12 protein-coding genes are annotated in these 14,750 nt (G+C 70.1%); 1 reads left to right on the forward strand and 11 read right to left on the reverse strand.

What is annotated here, in order from left to right:
• Window positions 1-3: 3 nt before the first annotated feature.
• The 11 genes from AB0E78_RS10000 to AB0E78_RS10050 all read right to left on the reverse strand — a co-directional run bounded on the left by AB0E78_RS10000 (window position 4) and on the right by AB0E78_RS10050 (window position 13,565).
• On the reverse strand, window positions 4-2,517 hold the full coding sequence (locus tag AB0E78_RS10000) for a PQQ-dependent sugar dehydrogenase (protein ID WP_361830135.1): 2,514 nt from the start codon (window positions 2,515-2,517) through the stop codon (window positions 4-6).
• A 213-nt stretch (window positions 2,518-2,730) separates the two neighbouring features.
• Window positions 2,731-3,732, reverse strand: a complete 1,002-nt coding sequence (locus AB0E78_RS10005; protein WP_361830137.1) for a sugar phosphate isomerase/epimerase family protein — start codon at window positions 3,730-3,732, stop codon at window positions 2,731-2,733.
• Between the two features lie 12 nt (window positions 3,733-3,744).
• Entirely contained in the window at window positions 3,745-4,962 is a 1,218-nt protein-coding gene (locus AB0E78_RS10010) for a Gfo/Idh/MocA family oxidoreductase (protein ID WP_361830139.1), read from the reverse strand.
• Window positions 4,963-5,010: 48 nt separating this feature from the next.
• On the reverse strand, window positions 5,011-6,051 hold the full coding sequence (locus AB0E78_RS10015; protein WP_361830141.1) for a substrate-binding domain-containing protein: 1,041 nt from the start codon (window positions 6,049-6,051) through the stop codon (window positions 5,011-5,013).
• A gap of 18 nt (window positions 6,052-6,069) precedes the next feature.
• The gene (locus AB0E78_RS10020) at window positions 6,070-7,089 is read right to left on the reverse strand and encodes an ABC transporter permease (protein WP_361830143.1); all 1,020 of its coding nucleotides are present in this window, start codon (window positions 7,087-7,089) and stop codon (window positions 6,070-6,072) included.
• Window positions 7,086-8,603 (reverse strand): sugar ABC transporter ATP-binding protein, encoded by a 1,518-nt coding sequence (locus AB0E78_RS10025; RefSeq protein WP_361830145.1) that lies wholly within the window; start codon window positions 8,601-8,603, stop codon window positions 7,086-7,088. Before AB0E78_RS10025 ends, AB0E78_RS10020 begins: the two co-directional genes overlap by 4 nt.
• 177 nt (window positions 8,604-8,780) lie before the next feature.
• Window positions 8,781-9,962, reverse strand: coding sequence for an ROK family transcriptional regulator (locus AB0E78_RS10030; protein WP_361830147.1), 1,182 nt, complete (start codon window positions 9,960-9,962; stop codon window positions 8,781-8,783).
• A gap of 300 nt (window positions 9,963-10,262) precedes the next feature.
• Window positions 10,263-10,940 (reverse strand): GntR family transcriptional regulator, encoded by a 678-nt coding sequence (locus AB0E78_RS10035; protein ID WP_361830149.1) that lies wholly within the window; start codon window positions 10,938-10,940, stop codon window positions 10,263-10,265.
• A gap of 108 nt (window positions 10,941-11,048) precedes the next feature.
• The gene (locus tag AB0E78_RS10040) at window positions 11,049-11,996 is read right to left on the reverse strand and encodes a beta-ketoacyl-ACP synthase III (RefSeq protein ID WP_361830151.1); all 948 of its coding nucleotides are present in this window, start codon (window positions 11,994-11,996) and stop codon (window positions 11,049-11,051) included.
• Between the two features lie 122 nt (window positions 11,997-12,118).
• Window positions 12,119-12,262, reverse strand: a complete 144-nt coding sequence (locus tag AB0E78_RS10045) for a hypothetical protein (protein WP_361830153.1) — start codon at window positions 12,260-12,262, stop codon at window positions 12,119-12,121.
• A complete protein-coding gene (locus tag AB0E78_RS10050) occupies window positions 12,231-13,565 on the reverse strand; it encodes an OFA family MFS transporter (protein ID WP_361830155.1) in 1,335 nt (444 codons plus the stop codon). The genes AB0E78_RS10045 and AB0E78_RS10050 overlap by 32 nt, the downstream gene beginning before the upstream one ends.
• A gap of 194 nt (window positions 13,566-13,759) precedes the next feature.
• Here AB0E78_RS10050 and AB0E78_RS10055 point away from each other — a divergent pair, with 194 nt between their 5' ends.
• Window positions 13,760-14,737, forward strand: coding sequence for a 2-dehydropantoate 2-reductase (locus AB0E78_RS10055; RefSeq protein ID WP_361830157.1), 978 nt, complete (start codon window positions 13,760-13,762; stop codon window positions 14,735-14,737).
• The last annotated feature ends 13 nt before the right edge of the window (window positions 14,738-14,750 follow it).

Below are 14,750 nucleotides of genomic sequence, written 5' to 3' on the forward strand. Positions count from 1 at the left end.
TCCTCAGCTCGTGGTGAAGGTGAAGTCGTCGACGTCGTAGAGGGCTCCGGTGCCCGTTCCCTTGAAGACCAGGAAGAGCGTCGTCGTCTTCGTGGGTGCCTTGGTGATGGTGGTGCTCACGTCGGCGTACGTCTCCCACCCGCCGGTGGGTGCGACCTTGGCCTTGCCCAGGAGCCTGCCGGTGGCCGACCCGCTGCGGACCTCGAGCGTGCCGCCCGCGCCGGCCGACGCGACGCGCGCGGTCAGCTTGGTGGCGTTGCCCAGGATGTAGGGCTTGAAGGAGATCCAGTCGCCGTTGTTGATGTCGCCGACCGTCTTTCCGCCGTGCGCCGGGGTGTGGTTCGCCACGGAGACGCCCTTGGAGTCGTTGTAGTGCTCGCCCTGGCGGTGCTTGGGCTGGACGACGTTCTGGTCGTGGGTGGTCAGCGCGGGCTGGCCGCCTGCGCCCTTGTCGGTGTACTCGGCGTCGAAGACCCCGAAGATGTTGGCGTTCGGGTCGTGCTCGCCGTCCGCCGACGTCTGGATGGTGCCTTCGCAGCCGTTGGCCGAGGTGACCGGGTGGCCGTGGCTGTCATGGCCGAGGATGTGCGTGACCTTGACCTTGGTGCAGTCGATCGGCCCGTCTTCCTTGTCGGTCACCTTCACCTTGAAGGGCACCTTGTCGCCGAAGGTGAACATCTGCCCGTCACCGGGGAGTTCCAGGGTCACCTTGGGCGCGGTGTTGCCGACGGTGATGTGCGCGCTGGCCGAACCGGTGCGCCCGGTGGAGTCCTTGACGGTCACGGTCGCGGTGTAGACGCCGTTCTTCTTGTACGTGTACGAGGGGTTCTGCTGGGTCGACTTGCCGCCGTCGCCGAAGTCCCACGCGTAGGTCAGCGTGCCGCCGTCGGCGTCGGTGGCCTTCGCGGTGAACTTGGTCCTGAGCGGGGCCTGGCCGCTGGTCACGGAGGCGCTCGCCTCGGCGACCGGTGAGTGGCCGTCCGTGGCGTTCTCGATGCGGAAGAGTCCGGAGTTCTCGTCTCCGCCGAACCAGGCGGTGCCGTAGTCCAGGACGTACAGCGCGCCGTCGGGGCCGAACTCCATGTCCATGATCTGCGTACCCGTCCAGGGGAACGGGTTGATCTTCGAGACCGTGCCGTCCGCGCCCTGCTCGATGCGCTTGATCCAGCGCCGTCCGAACTCTCCGGCGAAGAAGTCGCCGTCGTAGGCCTCCGGGAACTTCACCGGGGAGGTGTTCGCCGCGTCGTAGCGGTAGACGGGTCCTGCCATCGGGGACTCGGAGCCGGAGCCGAACTCGGGCACTGAGCCGCCGTCGTAGGGGATCCAGGCTTCCTGCGCGGCCGGCAGATCGGTCAGGCCGGTGTTGCGCACGGAATCGTTCTTCGGCGCGGCGCAGTCGAAGGCGGCGCCCGAGGTCTGCGTCGCGAAGTCGTAGTCGATGTACGCGTCGTTCTTGCCGGTGCAGTACGGCCAGCCGAAGTTGCCCGGCTTGGTCACGCGGGCGAACTCGACCTGGCCCGCGGGGCCGCGCTTGGGGTCGGCGGCACCCGCGTCGGGTCCGTAGTCGCCGACGTACACCGTGCCGGTGGGCTTGTCGACGCTCATGCGGAAGGGGTTGCGGAAGCCCATCGCGTAGATCTCGGGGCGGGTCTTGTCCGTGCCCGGGGCGAAGAGGTTGCCCTCCGGGACGGTGTACGAGCCGTCGTCGGCGACCTTGACGCGCAGGATCTTGCCGCGCAGGTCGTTGCTGTTGCCGGCGCTGCGGCGGGCGTCGAAGGCGGGGTTGCGGTCCGCGCGCTCGTCGAGCGGCGAGAAGCCGTCGGAGGCGAAGGGGTTGGAGTCGTCGCCCGTCGAGAGGTAGAGGTTGCCCTCCTTGTCGAAGTCGATGTCGCCGCCGACGTGGCAGCAGATGCCGCGGCTCGCGGGGACGTCGAGGACCTTCTTCTCGCTGGCGTTGTCGAGGGTGCCGTCGGTCTTCAGGACGAAGCGGGAGAGGCGGTTGACGCCGTCGAACTTCTTGAAGTCCTCGGCCGTGCCGGTCTCCGGGGCGTCGCCCGCCGGGGTGTCGAGCGGGGGCGCGTAGTAGAGGTAGATCGCGCGGTTCTCGCTGAACTTCGGGTCGAGGCCGACGCCTTGGAGGCCCTCTTCGTCGTGCGAGTAGACCGGTATCTTGCCCGCGATCTTGGTGTTGCCCGCGGCGTCCGTGAGGCGGAGCGTGCCGTCGCGGGAGGTGTGCAGGACGGAGCGGTCGGGCAGGACGGCGAGTGTCATGGGCTCGCCCGTCTCGGTCTCGCCCTTGGCGAGGGTGACTTGCTGGAAGTCCTCGGCCGCGGCGGCCTTGCCGGTGGCCGCCTTGTCCGCCTGAGCCTGGGCGGCGCGGACGGCCTCGGGGTCGGCGGCGTTCGCGGTGGGGGCGGTGAGGCTGAGGGTGGCGCCGGCCAGCAGGGTGCCGGTGAAGAGCGCGAGGGTCTTACGAAGTCTGCGGGTCTTAAGGAGCCTGAGGCGTTTCCTGTGCACGGGGTTCCTCCGGAAGGGGGACGGTCGTACGCGGGTGTGGTGCGGGGGCGCTGGGCGCCGGGGTGCGCCGTCACCCCGGAAGGTTCATGTCCTGTACACATCAGGGACGGTAGCCACGTTTGTCCGGGACGGAAAGCCCTTGCACAGCAATGAAGTTCAGCTTTTTCCTTGGGCAGGACAAAGTGGCTCCGCCTGATCTCCGGCCGTGGCGGCTCAGTTCCCGCCGAACGCCGCGTCAAAGGACGCCGTCGGCGGCTCGAAGTCGAACGCCTTCAGGTGCTTGAGCGCCTCCGGCGCCCCCTGGAGGCGGTCCATCCCCGCGTCCTCCCACTCCACGGAGACCGGACCCTCGTACGCGATCGAGCGCAGCATCCGGAACACGTCCTCCCACGGGACGTCACCGTGACCGGCGGACACGAAGTCCCAGCCGCGGCGCGGGTCACCCCACGGCAGGTGCGAGCCCAGACGGCCGTTGCGGCCGTCCAGGCGGCGCCGCGCCTCCTTGCAGTCGACGTGGTAGATGCGGTCCCGGAAGTCGTAGAGGAAACCCACCGGGTCCAGGTCCTGCCACACGAAGTGCGAGGGGTCGAAGTTCAGGCCGAAGGCCGCGCGGTGGTCGACCGCCTCCAGCGCGCGCTTGGTCGTCCAGTAGTCGTACGCGATCTCCGAGGGATGCACCTCATGGGCGAAGCGCACACCCTGGACGTCGAAGACGTCGAGGATCGGGTTCCAGCGCTCGGCGAAGTCGTCGTAGCCGCGCTCGATCATCGACTCCGGCGCGGGCGGGAACATCGCCACCAGATGCCAGATCGCCGAGCCCGTGAAGCCGACCACGGTGTCCACGCCGAAGGCCGCCGCCGCGCGTGCCGTGTCCTCGATCTCGCGGGCGGCCCGCTGCCGGACGCCCTCCGCTTCCCCGTCGCCCCAGATGCGGGCGGGCAGGATCGCCTGATGCCGCTCGTCGATGATCGCGTCGCAGACGGCCTGCCCGACCAGATGGTTGGAGATGGCCCAGCACTTGAGGCCGTACTTGTCGAGGAGCTGGCGGCGCGAGTCCAGGTAGGAACTGTCACTCAGCGCCTTGTCGACCTCGAAGTGGTCGCCCCAGCAGGCGAGTTCAAGGCCGTCGTAGCCGAAGTCGCGGGCGAGGCGGCACACCTCTTCCAGCGGCAGATCGGCCCACTGGCCGGTGAAGAGCGTGAAGTCGCGGGGCATGAACAGGCCTCCTCAGACCGTGACGGGGGTGGAAGCTATGAGGGTGTAGACCGAGTTCTTCGCCGCGCTCTCCTCCACCGCGGCGAGCACGCGCTGCACCGAGAGGCCCGCGGCGAAGGACGGTTCGGGCTGCTCCCCTGTGGCAATGGCGTGCAGCAGGTCGCGGGCCTGGTGCACGAACGTGTGCTCGTACCCGAGTCCGTGCCCCGGCGGCCACCAGGCCTCCAGGTACGGATGGCCGGGCTCGGTCACCAGGATGCGCCGGAACCCCGAGGACTCGGCGGGCTCCGTGTGATCGTGGAAGGAGAGCTCGTTCAGGCGCTCCAGGTCGAAGGCCAACGAGCCCTCCGAGCCGTTGAGTTCGACCTTCAGCGCGTTTTTGCGGCCCGCCGCGAAGCGCGTCGCCTCGAAGGAGGCGAGGGCGCCCGACGGGAAGCGTCCGGTGAAGACCGCCGCGTCGTCCACGGTGACCTGGCCGAGCGCGGTGCCGCCCGCCGCGGTAAGCCCGCTCGACGCGCCGTCGAGCAGCGGCCGCTCCCGTACGAACGTCTCCGTCAGGGCCGAGACGCCCGCCACCGGCTCCCCCACCAGGTACTGCGCGAGGTCCACGATGTGCGCGCCCAGGTCCCCGAGCGCCCCCGAACCCGCGCGGTCCTTGCGCAGCCGCCAGGTGAGCGGGAAGCCGGGGTCGACCAGCCAGTCCTGGAGGTACGTGAGCCGGACGTGCCGCAGCGTGCCGAGCCGGCCGTCGGCGACCATCTGACGGGCGAGCGCGAGAGCCGGAACACGGCGGTAGTTGAAGCCGACCATCGCCACCTGCCCCCGTGCGCGGGCCCGCTCGGCGGCGTCGGCCATCGCCTCCGCCTCCTCGACCGTGTTGGCGAGCGGCTTCTCGCACAGCACGTGCTTGCCCGCGTCGAGCGCGGCGATCGCGATCTCCGCATGGCTGTCGCCGGGGGTGCAGATGTCGATGAGGTCGACGTCGTCACGGGCCAGGAGGGCGCGCCAGTCGGTCTCGGCTGCGGCCCACCCGAGCCGGTCCGCCGCGGCGCGCGCGGCGGCGCCGTCGCGTCCGCAGACCGCCGAGAGGACCGGCCGTACCGGCAGGTCGAAGACGCGCCCGACGGTGCGCCAGCCCTGGGAGTGGGCGGCGCCCATGAAGGCGTATCCGACCATGCCCACCCCCAGCGGCCGCTTCCCTGTCCCAGCCTCGTGTTCCGTCTCACGCATGCGGTACTCCTCCTGGTAAATGCTCGGTAGGGGGTGCGGATGCGCGCATCACTTGAAGCCGGTGGACATGTACTTGCCGACGTTCTCCTTGTCGACCACGGCCGAGTAGAGGGTGATGAAGGCCGGGATCTCGAACTCGGCCATCCCGCTGACGCCCTTGCCCTGGCCGAGCGCGCGCGCCAGGTCGATCGCGGACGCCGCCATCGTCGGCGGGTAGAGGACCGTCGCCTTGAGCACGCTGTCGTCGGACTCGATGGCCTGCATCGCGGAGAGCGCGCCCGCGCCGCCGACCATCAGGAAGTCGTCACGGCCCGCCTGCTTGATGGCGCGCAGGGCGCCCACGCCCTGGTCGTCGTCGTGGTTCCACAGGGCGTCGAAGTTCTTCTGCGCCTGGAGGAGCTGGGACATCTTCGACTGTCCGGACTCGACCGTGAAGTCGGCGGCCTGCCGGGCCACCTTCTCGATGTTGGAGTAGTTCTTGAGGGCGTCGTCGAAGCCCTTCGTGCGCTGCTTCGTCAGCTCCAGGTTGTCGAGCCCCGCGAGCTCGATAACCTTGGCGTTCTTCTTGCCCTTGAGCTTCTCGCCTATGTAGTGCCCGGCGCTGAGGCCCATGCCGTAGTTGTCGCCGCCGACCCAGCAGCGGTAGGCCTGCGGGGAGGCGAAGACGCGGTCGAGGTTGACGACGGGGATGCCCGCCTTCATGGCCTTCAGGCCGACCTGGGTGAGCGCCTTGCCGTCGGCCGGCAGGATCACCAGGACGTCGACCTTCTTGTTGATCAGCGTCTCGACCTGGCCGATCTGGGCGGCGGTGTCGTTCGAGCCCTCGGTGGACTCCAGCGTGACGTCCGAGTACTTCTTCGCCCGCTCCTTGGCGTTGTCGTTGATCGCGTTGAGCCAGCCGTGGTCGGCCTGCGGGCCCGCGAAGCCGATGGTGACCTGCTTGCCCGCCTTGTCGTCGGCGACCGGCTGGTCCTTGGTGTCCGACCCCTCGTCCTTGGGCTCGTTGCTGGTGCAGCCCGTGATGAGGGCGCCGGTCGACAGGGCGGCGGCTCCGAAGAGCAGTCCTCTGCGGCTCGTGTTCTCTGGCATGGCGGTGAACCCTTCGGGTCAGGGAGTTGAGGCCGTACGTCGCTGGACCAGCACCGCGGCGACGATGATCGCCCCCTTGGCGATCTGCTGGACGTCGCTCTGGAGGTTGTTCAGGGCGAAGATGTTCTGGATCGTCATGAAGATCAGTACGCCGAGCACGGAGCCGGTGATGGTGCCCCGGCCGCCGCTGAGCAGGGTGCCGCCGATGATCGCGGCGGCGATGGCGTCGAGCTCGTAGAGGTTGCCGTTCGTGTTCTGGCCCGACCCGGAGAGGATGATCAGCAGGAAGGCCGCGATGCCGCAGCAGAGCCCGGAGAGCAGATAGAGATAGAGGCGCTGCCTGCGTACGTCGATGCCGGCGAGGCGCGCCGCTTCCGCGTTGCCGCCGACGGCGACCGAGCGGCGCCCGAAGGTGGTGCGGTTCAGGAGCAGCCAGCCGATGACGGTGACGGCCGCGAAGACCAGCACGAGCGGCGGTACGCCGAGGACGTAGGAGTCGCGCTCGCCGAGCTTCAGCACGCTGTCGACGGTGACCATCTGGGTCTTGCCGTCGGTGATCTGCAGGGCGAGGCCGCGGCCCGACGCCAGCATCGCGAGCGTCGCGATGAACGGCACCATCCTGCCGTAGGCGATGAGCACTCCGTTGACGAGGCCGCAGGCCATGCCGACGATCACCGCGGTGAAGAGGATGCCCGCGAAGCCGTACTCCTGGGTGGCGACGGTCGTGGCCCAGACGGAGGCGAGGGCGACGATCGCGCCGACCGACAGGTCGATGCCGCCGGAGATGATCACGAACGTCATGCCGACCGTGACGACACCGATGACGGACGCCTGGGTGAGGATCAGCTGGACGTTGTCGGTGTCGAGGAACGAGTCGGGCTGGGTGATGCCGCCGATCAGGACCAGCACGGCGAGCACGCCGAGCAGGGACAGCGTCCGCACGTCGGCATGCGCGGTGAGCGTCCGCAACGGGCTTGAGCCGTCCGCCGGTTCACTCTTCGATGCGGCGGGCCGTGGCGGCGATGCGGGCTGCGTCATGACGCCGGGCTCCCTTCGAGTACGAGGTCGAGTACGCGGTGTTCGTCGAGGTCACGGGCGGGCGCCGTATGGACGACGCGGCCCTCGCGGAGGACCAGGACACGGTCGGCGAGGCCGAGGACTTCGGGCACTTCGCTGGAGACGAGCAGGACGGCGAGGCCGTCGTCGGCGAGCCTGCGGATCACGGCGTACAGCTCGGCGCGGGCGCCGATGTCCACGCCGCGGGTGGGCTCGTCGAGCAGCAGGACGCGGCAGCCGCGGAGCAGCCAGCGGGCCAGGACGGCTTTTTGCTGGTTGCCGCCGGAGAGCGTGCGCACGGGTGCGGTGGGGTTGTCGGGCCGCAGGGACAGCTCGCGGGTGGCGGTCTGCGCGGCCTTCCTCTCGGCGCCCCGGTCGAGCCAACCGCCGCGCGAGAAACGGGACATGGAGGAGACCGACACGTTGTTGGTGACGGACTCCAGCATCAGCAGGGCCTGTGCCTTGCGCTCCTCGGGGGCGAGACCGAGCCCCGCGCGGACGGCGGCGCGCACGCTTCCGGGCTTCAGCACCCGCCCCGAGACGGTGACTTGACCGGCCGTCGGCTTGCGGGCGCCGTAGATCGTCTCCAGTATCTCGGAGCGTCCGGAGCCGACGAGCCCGGCGAGTCCGACGATCTCACCGGGGCGCAGTTCCAGGTCGATGGGTTCGAACTCGCCCGCGCGGGCGAGGCCTCGCACCGTCAACACCGCGTCGGTGGCGGATGATTCGGTGGGCCGGTCGGGGAAGACGTATTCGACGTTGCGGCCCGTCATCATGGCGACGACCTCGCGGGTCGGCGTCTCCTTCGCGGGGAGCCCGCCCGCCACCGCGCGGCCGTCCTTGAGGACGGTGACGCGGTCGCCGATGCGGCGGATCTCCTCCAGGCGGTGGGAGATGTAGACGACGGCGACGCCGTCCGCCGTGAGGTCGCCGACGATGCGGAAGAGGTTGTCGACCTCGTCCGGGTCGAGCGCGGCAGAGGGCTCGTCCATGACGATGAGACGTACTTCGTGGGAGAGCGCGCGGGCCATGGACACGATCTGCTGCTGGGCGGCGGAGAGATCGCCGACGAGCGTCCCGGGGTCGATCTCACCGTGCCCAAGTCGCCTTAGCAGGGCGGCAGTTGAGGTCTTGGCTTCGCGCCCCTTGACCACGAAGCCGGCTGCGGTCGGCTCATGCCCGAGGTGGACGTTCTCGGCGACGGACAGACCCTCCACCAGGTCGAGCTCCTGGTAGATGGTGGCGATGCCGAGGCGCATCGCGGCGATGGGCGACTTGAGCAAGGTGCGCTCGCCGCGCCAGGTGATCTCGCCGTCGTCGGGCTGGTGGGCCCCGGCGAGGACCTTGATGAGGGTGGACTTCCCGGCGCCGTTCTGGCCGAGGAGGCAGTGCACTTCGCCGGCCTGGACCTGGAGGTCGACGCCGTCGAGGGCGCGGACGCCGGGGAACGACTTGGTGATGCCGGACATGGTGAGCAGCGGTGGTTCTGGTGCCATGACGGTTCCCTTGGGCGGGTCGGCGGGTGCGGCCGGTTGCAGGGCAGGGCGGGGTAGGGAGGTGGCCCCCTCGGGCGGGGGCGGAGCCTGTTTCGGAGCAGGGCGAGGCAGCGCGCTGTACTGGGTGAGGTGGGGTGCGGTTCGGTGCGTACGGGTCGGACAGGTCGTACGTGCCGGTCAGGCCGGCGAGAACAGGTGGTCGCTGATGAGCCGGGCGCCGCCGATGACTCCGGCGGTCGGCCCCAGTTCGCCGAGGACGATGGGGAGGTTGCCGGTCGCCAGGGGGAGCGACTGGCGGTAGACCTGGGTGCGGATGGCGGCGAGCAGCGTGTGGCCGAGGCCGGTGACACCGCCGCCGATCACGACGAGGCCGGGGTTGAAGAAGCTGACCAGGCCCGCGATGACCTGGCCGGTGCGGTTGCCGCCCGCGCGGATGAGGTCGAGTGCGGTGGCGTCACCGGCGGCAGCCGCCGCGGAGACGTCGACCGCGCTGAGCTTTCCGGCGGCTTCCAGGCGGGTCGCGAGCTCCGGGGAGAGCCCTTGGCCGACGGCGTCCTCCGCGTCGCGGGCCAGTGCCGCGCCGCTGAAGTACGCCTCCAGGCAGCCCTTGTTGCCGCAGGCGCAGGGCCGCCCGTCCGGTTCGACCTGGATGTGGCCGATGTCGCCCGCGCTGCCGGTCACCCCTCGGTAGACCTCACCGCCGACGACGATTCCGCAGCCGATGCCCGTGCCGATCTTGACGCAGAGGAAGTCGCCCACAGAGCGTGCGACGCCCGCGTGCTGCTCCCCCATCGCCATCAGATTCACGTCGTTGTCGACCATGACGGGGCAGCCCAGATCCTGGCTGATGGCCTCCCGTACGGGAAAGCCGTCCCACCCCGGCATGATCGGCGGGGCGACCGGGACGCCTTCGGGGAAGCGGACGGGGCCCGGGACGCCGATCCCGGCGCCGTCGAACCCTTCCGCAAGCCCGGAGGCCTTCAACTTGGCCGCCATGGCGAGGACTTGCTCGAAGACCGCGACGGGCCCTTCGCGCACGTCCATGGGCTGGTTGATGTGGCCGAGGACCTCCAGCTCGGCGTTGGTCACCGCTACGTCGACCGAGGTCGCGCCGATGTCCACACCGAGGAACCGGAGGGCGGGGGCCAGGCGGATGTTGTGGGAGCGGCGGCCGCCGCGCGAGGCGGCGAGTCCGTCGGCGACCACGAGTCCGGTCTCCAGGAGCCGGTCCACCTCGACGGCCAGCTTCGACCGCGAGAGGTCGACCTGATCGCCCAGCTGGGCACGGGAGTTGGGCCCTCCGTCACGCAGCAGTCGCAGCAGTCGCGCCTGGTGCGCATTGGCGGGTCGAGCCGTCATACGTCTCACGCGCCCCTCCCCGCCTCATCGGGCAACTCATGTCGTCACGCCCGGCTTTCGTTCTTCTCGTCGGGCTTTCGAGGGGAACGTAGCAGCGCCTGCCGGGAGTGGGAAGAAGTTGCGCACGAATTACCCACGACTTTCTCCAGTCACAGGACAAAGGGGGATGCGGGCGCCCCGGACACGGCCGGGCCGGGCGCGGGCAGACCAGACGCAGACCAGACACAGAAAGGCCCACGCGGACCGGCGCCGAAGCGCCGGCCGGTCCGCGTGGGCCTGCCCGGTGGGTGCGCTCGTCCTTCAGTCGCGCTCGCGCCGGTGGTACGTCTCGCGCGTGTGCTCCGTGTGCGCGCGCATGATCTCCGTGGCCCGGCTCTCGTCGCGCTCGGCGATCGCCGCGATCAGCGCGCGATGCTCGATCCAGGACTGCTTGCCGCGCTGACGGGCCACCGGCGTGTAGTACCAGCGCACCCGGCGGTCCACCTGCCCGGCGAGCTCGGCGAGGACGACATTGCCGGCGAGCTCCATGACCTTGGCGTGGAAGGCGGCGTTCGTGGTCACCACCAGATCCACCTCGCCGTCCGCGACGGCCTGTTCACCCTTGGCGCACAGCTCCTCCAGGGCGGTGATCCCGGCGGTGCCCGTGTTGGCCGCGGCGAGCCGGGCGGCCTCCGCCTCCAGGAGCGTGCGGACCGTGAGCAGCTGGTCCGCCTCCTCTTCGGTGGGCTCGTGCACGAACGCGCCCTGCGCGGGCCGCAGATCGACCCAGCCCTCGGTGTTGAGCCGCTGCAGCGCCTCGCGCACGGGCTGCCGCGACACCCCCAGGTGCCCGGCGAGTTCACTCTCCACGAGGTGTTGGCCCGGCTGGAGCGCACGGGTCGTGATGAGTTCGAGCAGCGCTTCGTAGACCCGCTCACGGAGCGGACCTGGGCGTTCCAGCTTGGGCACCGCCCCCTGCGGCAGTCCTGTGGACAACATCGCGGTCCCCTCGTCGACGATTGCCTTTTGTCTACAGTCTACCGAGCACAATGGCCAGCACCAGGGGGAGTTGAGCCGGTCACACGGCTCGCGGGCGCGATCCCGCGGTCAAGGACAGCGGATGACCTGACCTGCGTACGAGAGGTTCCCGCCGAAGCCGAAGAGCAGCACCGGGTCCCCGTGGACGATCTCGCCGCGCTCCACCAGCTTGGACAGGGCGAGCGGGATACTGCCCGCCGAGGTGTTGCCGGAGTGCACGACATCGCGCGCGACGACCGCGTTGACCGCGCCGATCCGCCCGGCGAGCGGCTCGATGATGCGCAGGTTGGCCTGGTGCAGGACGACCGCCGCCAGGTCCTCCGGGGTGAGCCCGGCCCGCTCACAGGCCTTGCGGGCGAGCGGCGGCAGCTGCGTCGTCGCCCAGCGGTAGACGCTCTGGCCCTCCTGCGCGAACCGCGGGGGCGTGCCCTCGATACGGACGGCGTTGCCCATCTCGGGCACCGAGCCCCAGAGCACGGGACCGATGCCGGGCGCCTCCCCGGGACCGCACGCCTCGACGACCGCGGCGCCCGCGCCGTCCCCGACCAGGACGCAGGTGGTGCGGTCCGTCCAGTCGGCCACCTCGGACATCTTGTCCGCGCCGATCACCAGGGCACGGGTGGCACCCCCGGCCCGTACGGCGTGGTCGGCGGTGGCGAGCGCGTGCGTGAAGCCCGCGCACACCACGTTGATGTCCATGGCGGCCGGCGAGGGGATGCCGAGGCGGGCCGCCACCCGGGCCGCCATGTTCGGCGAGCGGTCGATCGCGGTGGAGGTGGCGACCAGGACGAGGTCGATGGCGTCGGGCGACAGGCCCGCCGCCGCGACGGCCTTGGCCCCCGCGTGCGCGGCGAGCTCGTCGACCGGCTCGTCGGGTCCGGCGATGTGGCGGGTGCGGATGCCCACGCGGGAGCGGATCCACTCGTCGCTGGTGTCGACCATGCCCGCCAGGTCCTCGTTCGTGAGGATCTGGGCGGGCTGGTAGTGGCCGACGGCGGCGATGCGTGAGCCGTGCATGAACGGGTCCCCCTTGTTGCCGGAGATGCGGGACCGTCCAGTCTGCTCAGCGACTCACCGGTAACAGGACGCGTAAAGCAACAGGAATCGGGCGTCGGGTTTGGTCACTTCTCATCATCGTGTCACCCGGTGAAGAGCTGGGTGGCCTTGTGTACGAGTTCATACAGCCCATATGTGAGCGGAACCCCCACCCAGAGCCAGGCGCCGACGATCAGCGCCCTGCGGCGGGGCGGACTACTGGGCGGCGTGCTGGTCGGTGCCGTCATGGGCGGCCTCCCTCGGGGCGGGGATGTGGTGGCGGGCGTGGACGGGCCGGACGAACTCGTTCGCCACGAAGCCGACGATCAGCAGTCCGATCATGATCGTGAGGGAGAGGCCGTAGAGCCCCGCCCCGCTCATGCCCGCCTCTTCCTGGCGGTCGGCGACCCAGTTGACGATCAGCGGGCCGAGCACGCCCGCCGTGGACCAGGCGGTGAGGAGCCGGCCGTGGATCGCGCCGACCTGGTAGGCCCCGAAGAGGTCCTTCAGGTATGCGGGGATCGTGGCGAAGCCGCCTCCGTAGAAGGAGAGGATCACCAGCGCGCAGACGACGAAGAGCGGCTTCGAGGCGTCCCCGAACTGGGCGATCAGCAGATACATCAGTGCGCCGACGCCCAGGTAGACGCGGTAGACGTTCTTGCGGCCGATCAGGTCGGACGCCGACGACCAGCCGATGCGTCCGGCCATGTTCGCGGCGGAGAGCAGGGCGACGAAGCCCGCCGCGGCGGCGGCCGAGACCGGTGTCGAGGTGTCGGAGAAGAAGTCGGTGATCATCGGCGCCGCCTTCTCCAGGATGCCGATGCCCGCGGTCACGTTCATGCAGAGCACGATCCACAGGCACCAGAACTGGGGGGTCCGCACGGCGGCCCGCGCGGACACCTGCGGCCCGTCGAGCGTTCCGGGGGCGCCGGGCGTGCGCGCCCCCTCCGTGCGCGGCACCCGCACCAGGAACACGCCGAGCGACATGAAGGCGGCGTACGTCAGGCCGTGCACGAGGAAGGCGAGGGCGATGCCGTCGGAGTCCGAGCCGAAGGACTCCAGCATCTGCGCGGACCACGGCGACGCGATGAGGGCGCCGCCGCCGAAGCCCATGATCGCGATGCCGGTCGCCATGCCCGGACGGTCCGGGAACCACTTGATCAGCGTCGACACGGGCGAGATGTAGCCGATGCCGAGACCGATGCCGCCGACGAAGCCGTAGCCGAAGACGATCAGCCAGTACTGGCTGATCGCCGCGCCGAGGGCCGCGATCAGGAAGCCGGACGAGAAGCAGACGAGGGCGACCGTCATCGCCCAGCGCGGACCGTTGCGCTCCACGAGCGTGCCGCCGAAGGCGGCCGACAGGCCCAGCATGACGATGCCGAGCTGGAAGGGGAGCGCGCTCTGCGTGCCGCTGAGGTGGAGCGCTGATTCCAGCGGGGGCTTGAAGACGCTCCAGGCATAGGCCTGGCCGATGGAGAGATGGACGGACAGCGCGGCGGGCGGTACGAGCCAGCGGCTCCATCCCGGGGGTGCTACGGGGGGCCTCATGATCCCGAACAGTAGGAAGCCGGGAGGGGAGTTGGGAAGAGGCGGAGCCGATTCCGTCGACGGTATGCAATGTGGCGCGCGACCCCTTGCTGGGCCAACTTCCATACTGTAGACAATATTCCATCGACAGTCATGGAATGCGATGTCGACCCTGAGCCTTCTTCGGATCCCTCGACCGAACGGAGCGCGCCACCGTGAAAGTCGCAGTCCTCGGCGCCGGTGCGATCGGCGCCTATGTCGGAGCCGCGCTGCACCGCGCCGGTGCCGACGTCCATCTCGTGGCCCGTGGACCGCATCTCGCGGCCATGAGGCAGCACGGAGTACGTGTCCACAGCCCGCGCGGCGACTTCACCGCGCGGGCCCACGCCACCGACGACCCGGCCGACATCGGCCCCGTCGACTACGTCTTCCTGGGCCTGAAGGCGAACTCGTACGCGGCGTGCGGGCCGCTGATCGAGCCGCTCCTGCATGACAAGACGGCGGTGATAGCCGCCCAGAACGGCATCCCCTGGTGGTACTTCCACCGGCACGGCGGCCCGCACGACGGCCACCGTGTCAGCAGCGTGGACCCGGACGGCGCGGTCAGCGCGGTGATCGCGCCCGAACGGGCCATCGGATGCGTGGTGTACGCGGCGACCGAGCTCGAAGGGCCGGGAATCGTACGGCACTTGGAAGGCACCCGGTTCTCCGTCGGGGAGCCCGACCGCTCGCGCTCCGAGCGCTGTCTCGCCTTCAGCGAGGCCATGCAGGCGGGCGGCCTGAAGTGTCCCGTCGAACCGGATCTGCGCGGCGACATCTGGATCAAGCTGCTCGGCAACATCTCCTTCAACCCGATCAGCGCGCTCTCCCGCGCCACCATGCGCGAGATGTGCCTGCACGGCGGCACACGCCGCGTCATCGAGATCATGATGACCGAGACGCTCGCCGTCGCGGCGGCACTCGGCTGCCGCCCCGACATCTCCGTCGAGCGGCGCCTGGCGGGCGCCGAACGCGTCGGCGACCACCGCACCTCCACCCTCCAGGACCTGGAGCGCGGCAAACCGCTGGAACTCGACGTGCTGCTCGCGGCCGTCGTGGAACTCGCGGAGATCACCGGGGTCCCGGTGCCGACGCTCCGCACGGTCCACGCCATCTCGGACCTGCTGGCCGACCGCATGAGGAGCGCGGCATGAGCGAGAACGACAG

Source organism: Streptomyces sp. NPDC032198 (assembly GCF_040636975.1).
Taxonomy (GTDB): domain Bacteria; phylum Actinomycetota; class Actinomycetes; order Streptomycetales; family Streptomycetaceae; genus Streptomyces.

What these genes read in the sequence shown, in the direction of transcription:
- AB0E78_RS10045 (WP_361830153.1), bottom strand. Translation starts at nt 12,262, where the DNA reads ATGACGGCACCGACCAGCACGCCGCCCAGTAGTCCGCCCCGCCGCAGG.
- AB0E78_RS10050 (WP_361830155.1), bottom strand. Translation starts at nt 13,565, where the DNA reads ATGAGGCCCCCCGTAGCACCCCCGGGATGGAGCCGCTGGCTCGTACCG.
- AB0E78_RS10040 (WP_361830151.1), bottom strand. Translation starts at nt 11,996, where the DNA reads ATGCACGGCTCACGCATCGCCGCCGTCGGCCACTACCAGCCCGCCCAG.
- AB0E78_RS10035 (WP_361830149.1), bottom strand. Translation starts at nt 10,940, where the DNA reads ATGTTGTCCACAGGACTGCCGCAGGGGGCGGTGCCCAAGCTGGAACGC.
- AB0E78_RS10025 (WP_361830145.1), bottom strand. Translation starts at nt 8,603, where the DNA reads ATGGCACCAGAACCACCGCTGCTCACCATGTCCGGCATCACCAAGTCG.
- AB0E78_RS10020 (WP_361830143.1), bottom strand. Translation starts at nt 7,089, where the DNA reads ATGACGCAGCCCGCATCGCCGCCACGGCCCGCCGCATCGAAGAGTGAA.
- AB0E78_RS10015 (WP_361830141.1), bottom strand. Translation starts at nt 6,051, where the DNA reads ATGCCAGAGAACACGAGCCGCAGAGGACTGCTCTTCGGAGCCGCCGCC.
- AB0E78_RS10030 (WP_361830147.1), bottom strand. Translation starts at nt 9,962, where the DNA reads ATGACGGCTCGACCCGCCAATGCGCACCAGGCGCGACTGCTGCGACTG.
- AB0E78_RS10010 (WP_361830139.1), bottom strand. Translation starts at nt 4,962, where the DNA reads ATGCGTGAGACGGAACACGAGGCTGGGACAGGGAAGCGGCCGCTGGGG.
- AB0E78_RS10005 (WP_361830137.1), bottom strand. Translation starts at nt 3,732, where the DNA reads ATGCCCCGCGACTTCACGCTCTTCACCGGCCAGTGGGCCGATCTGCCG.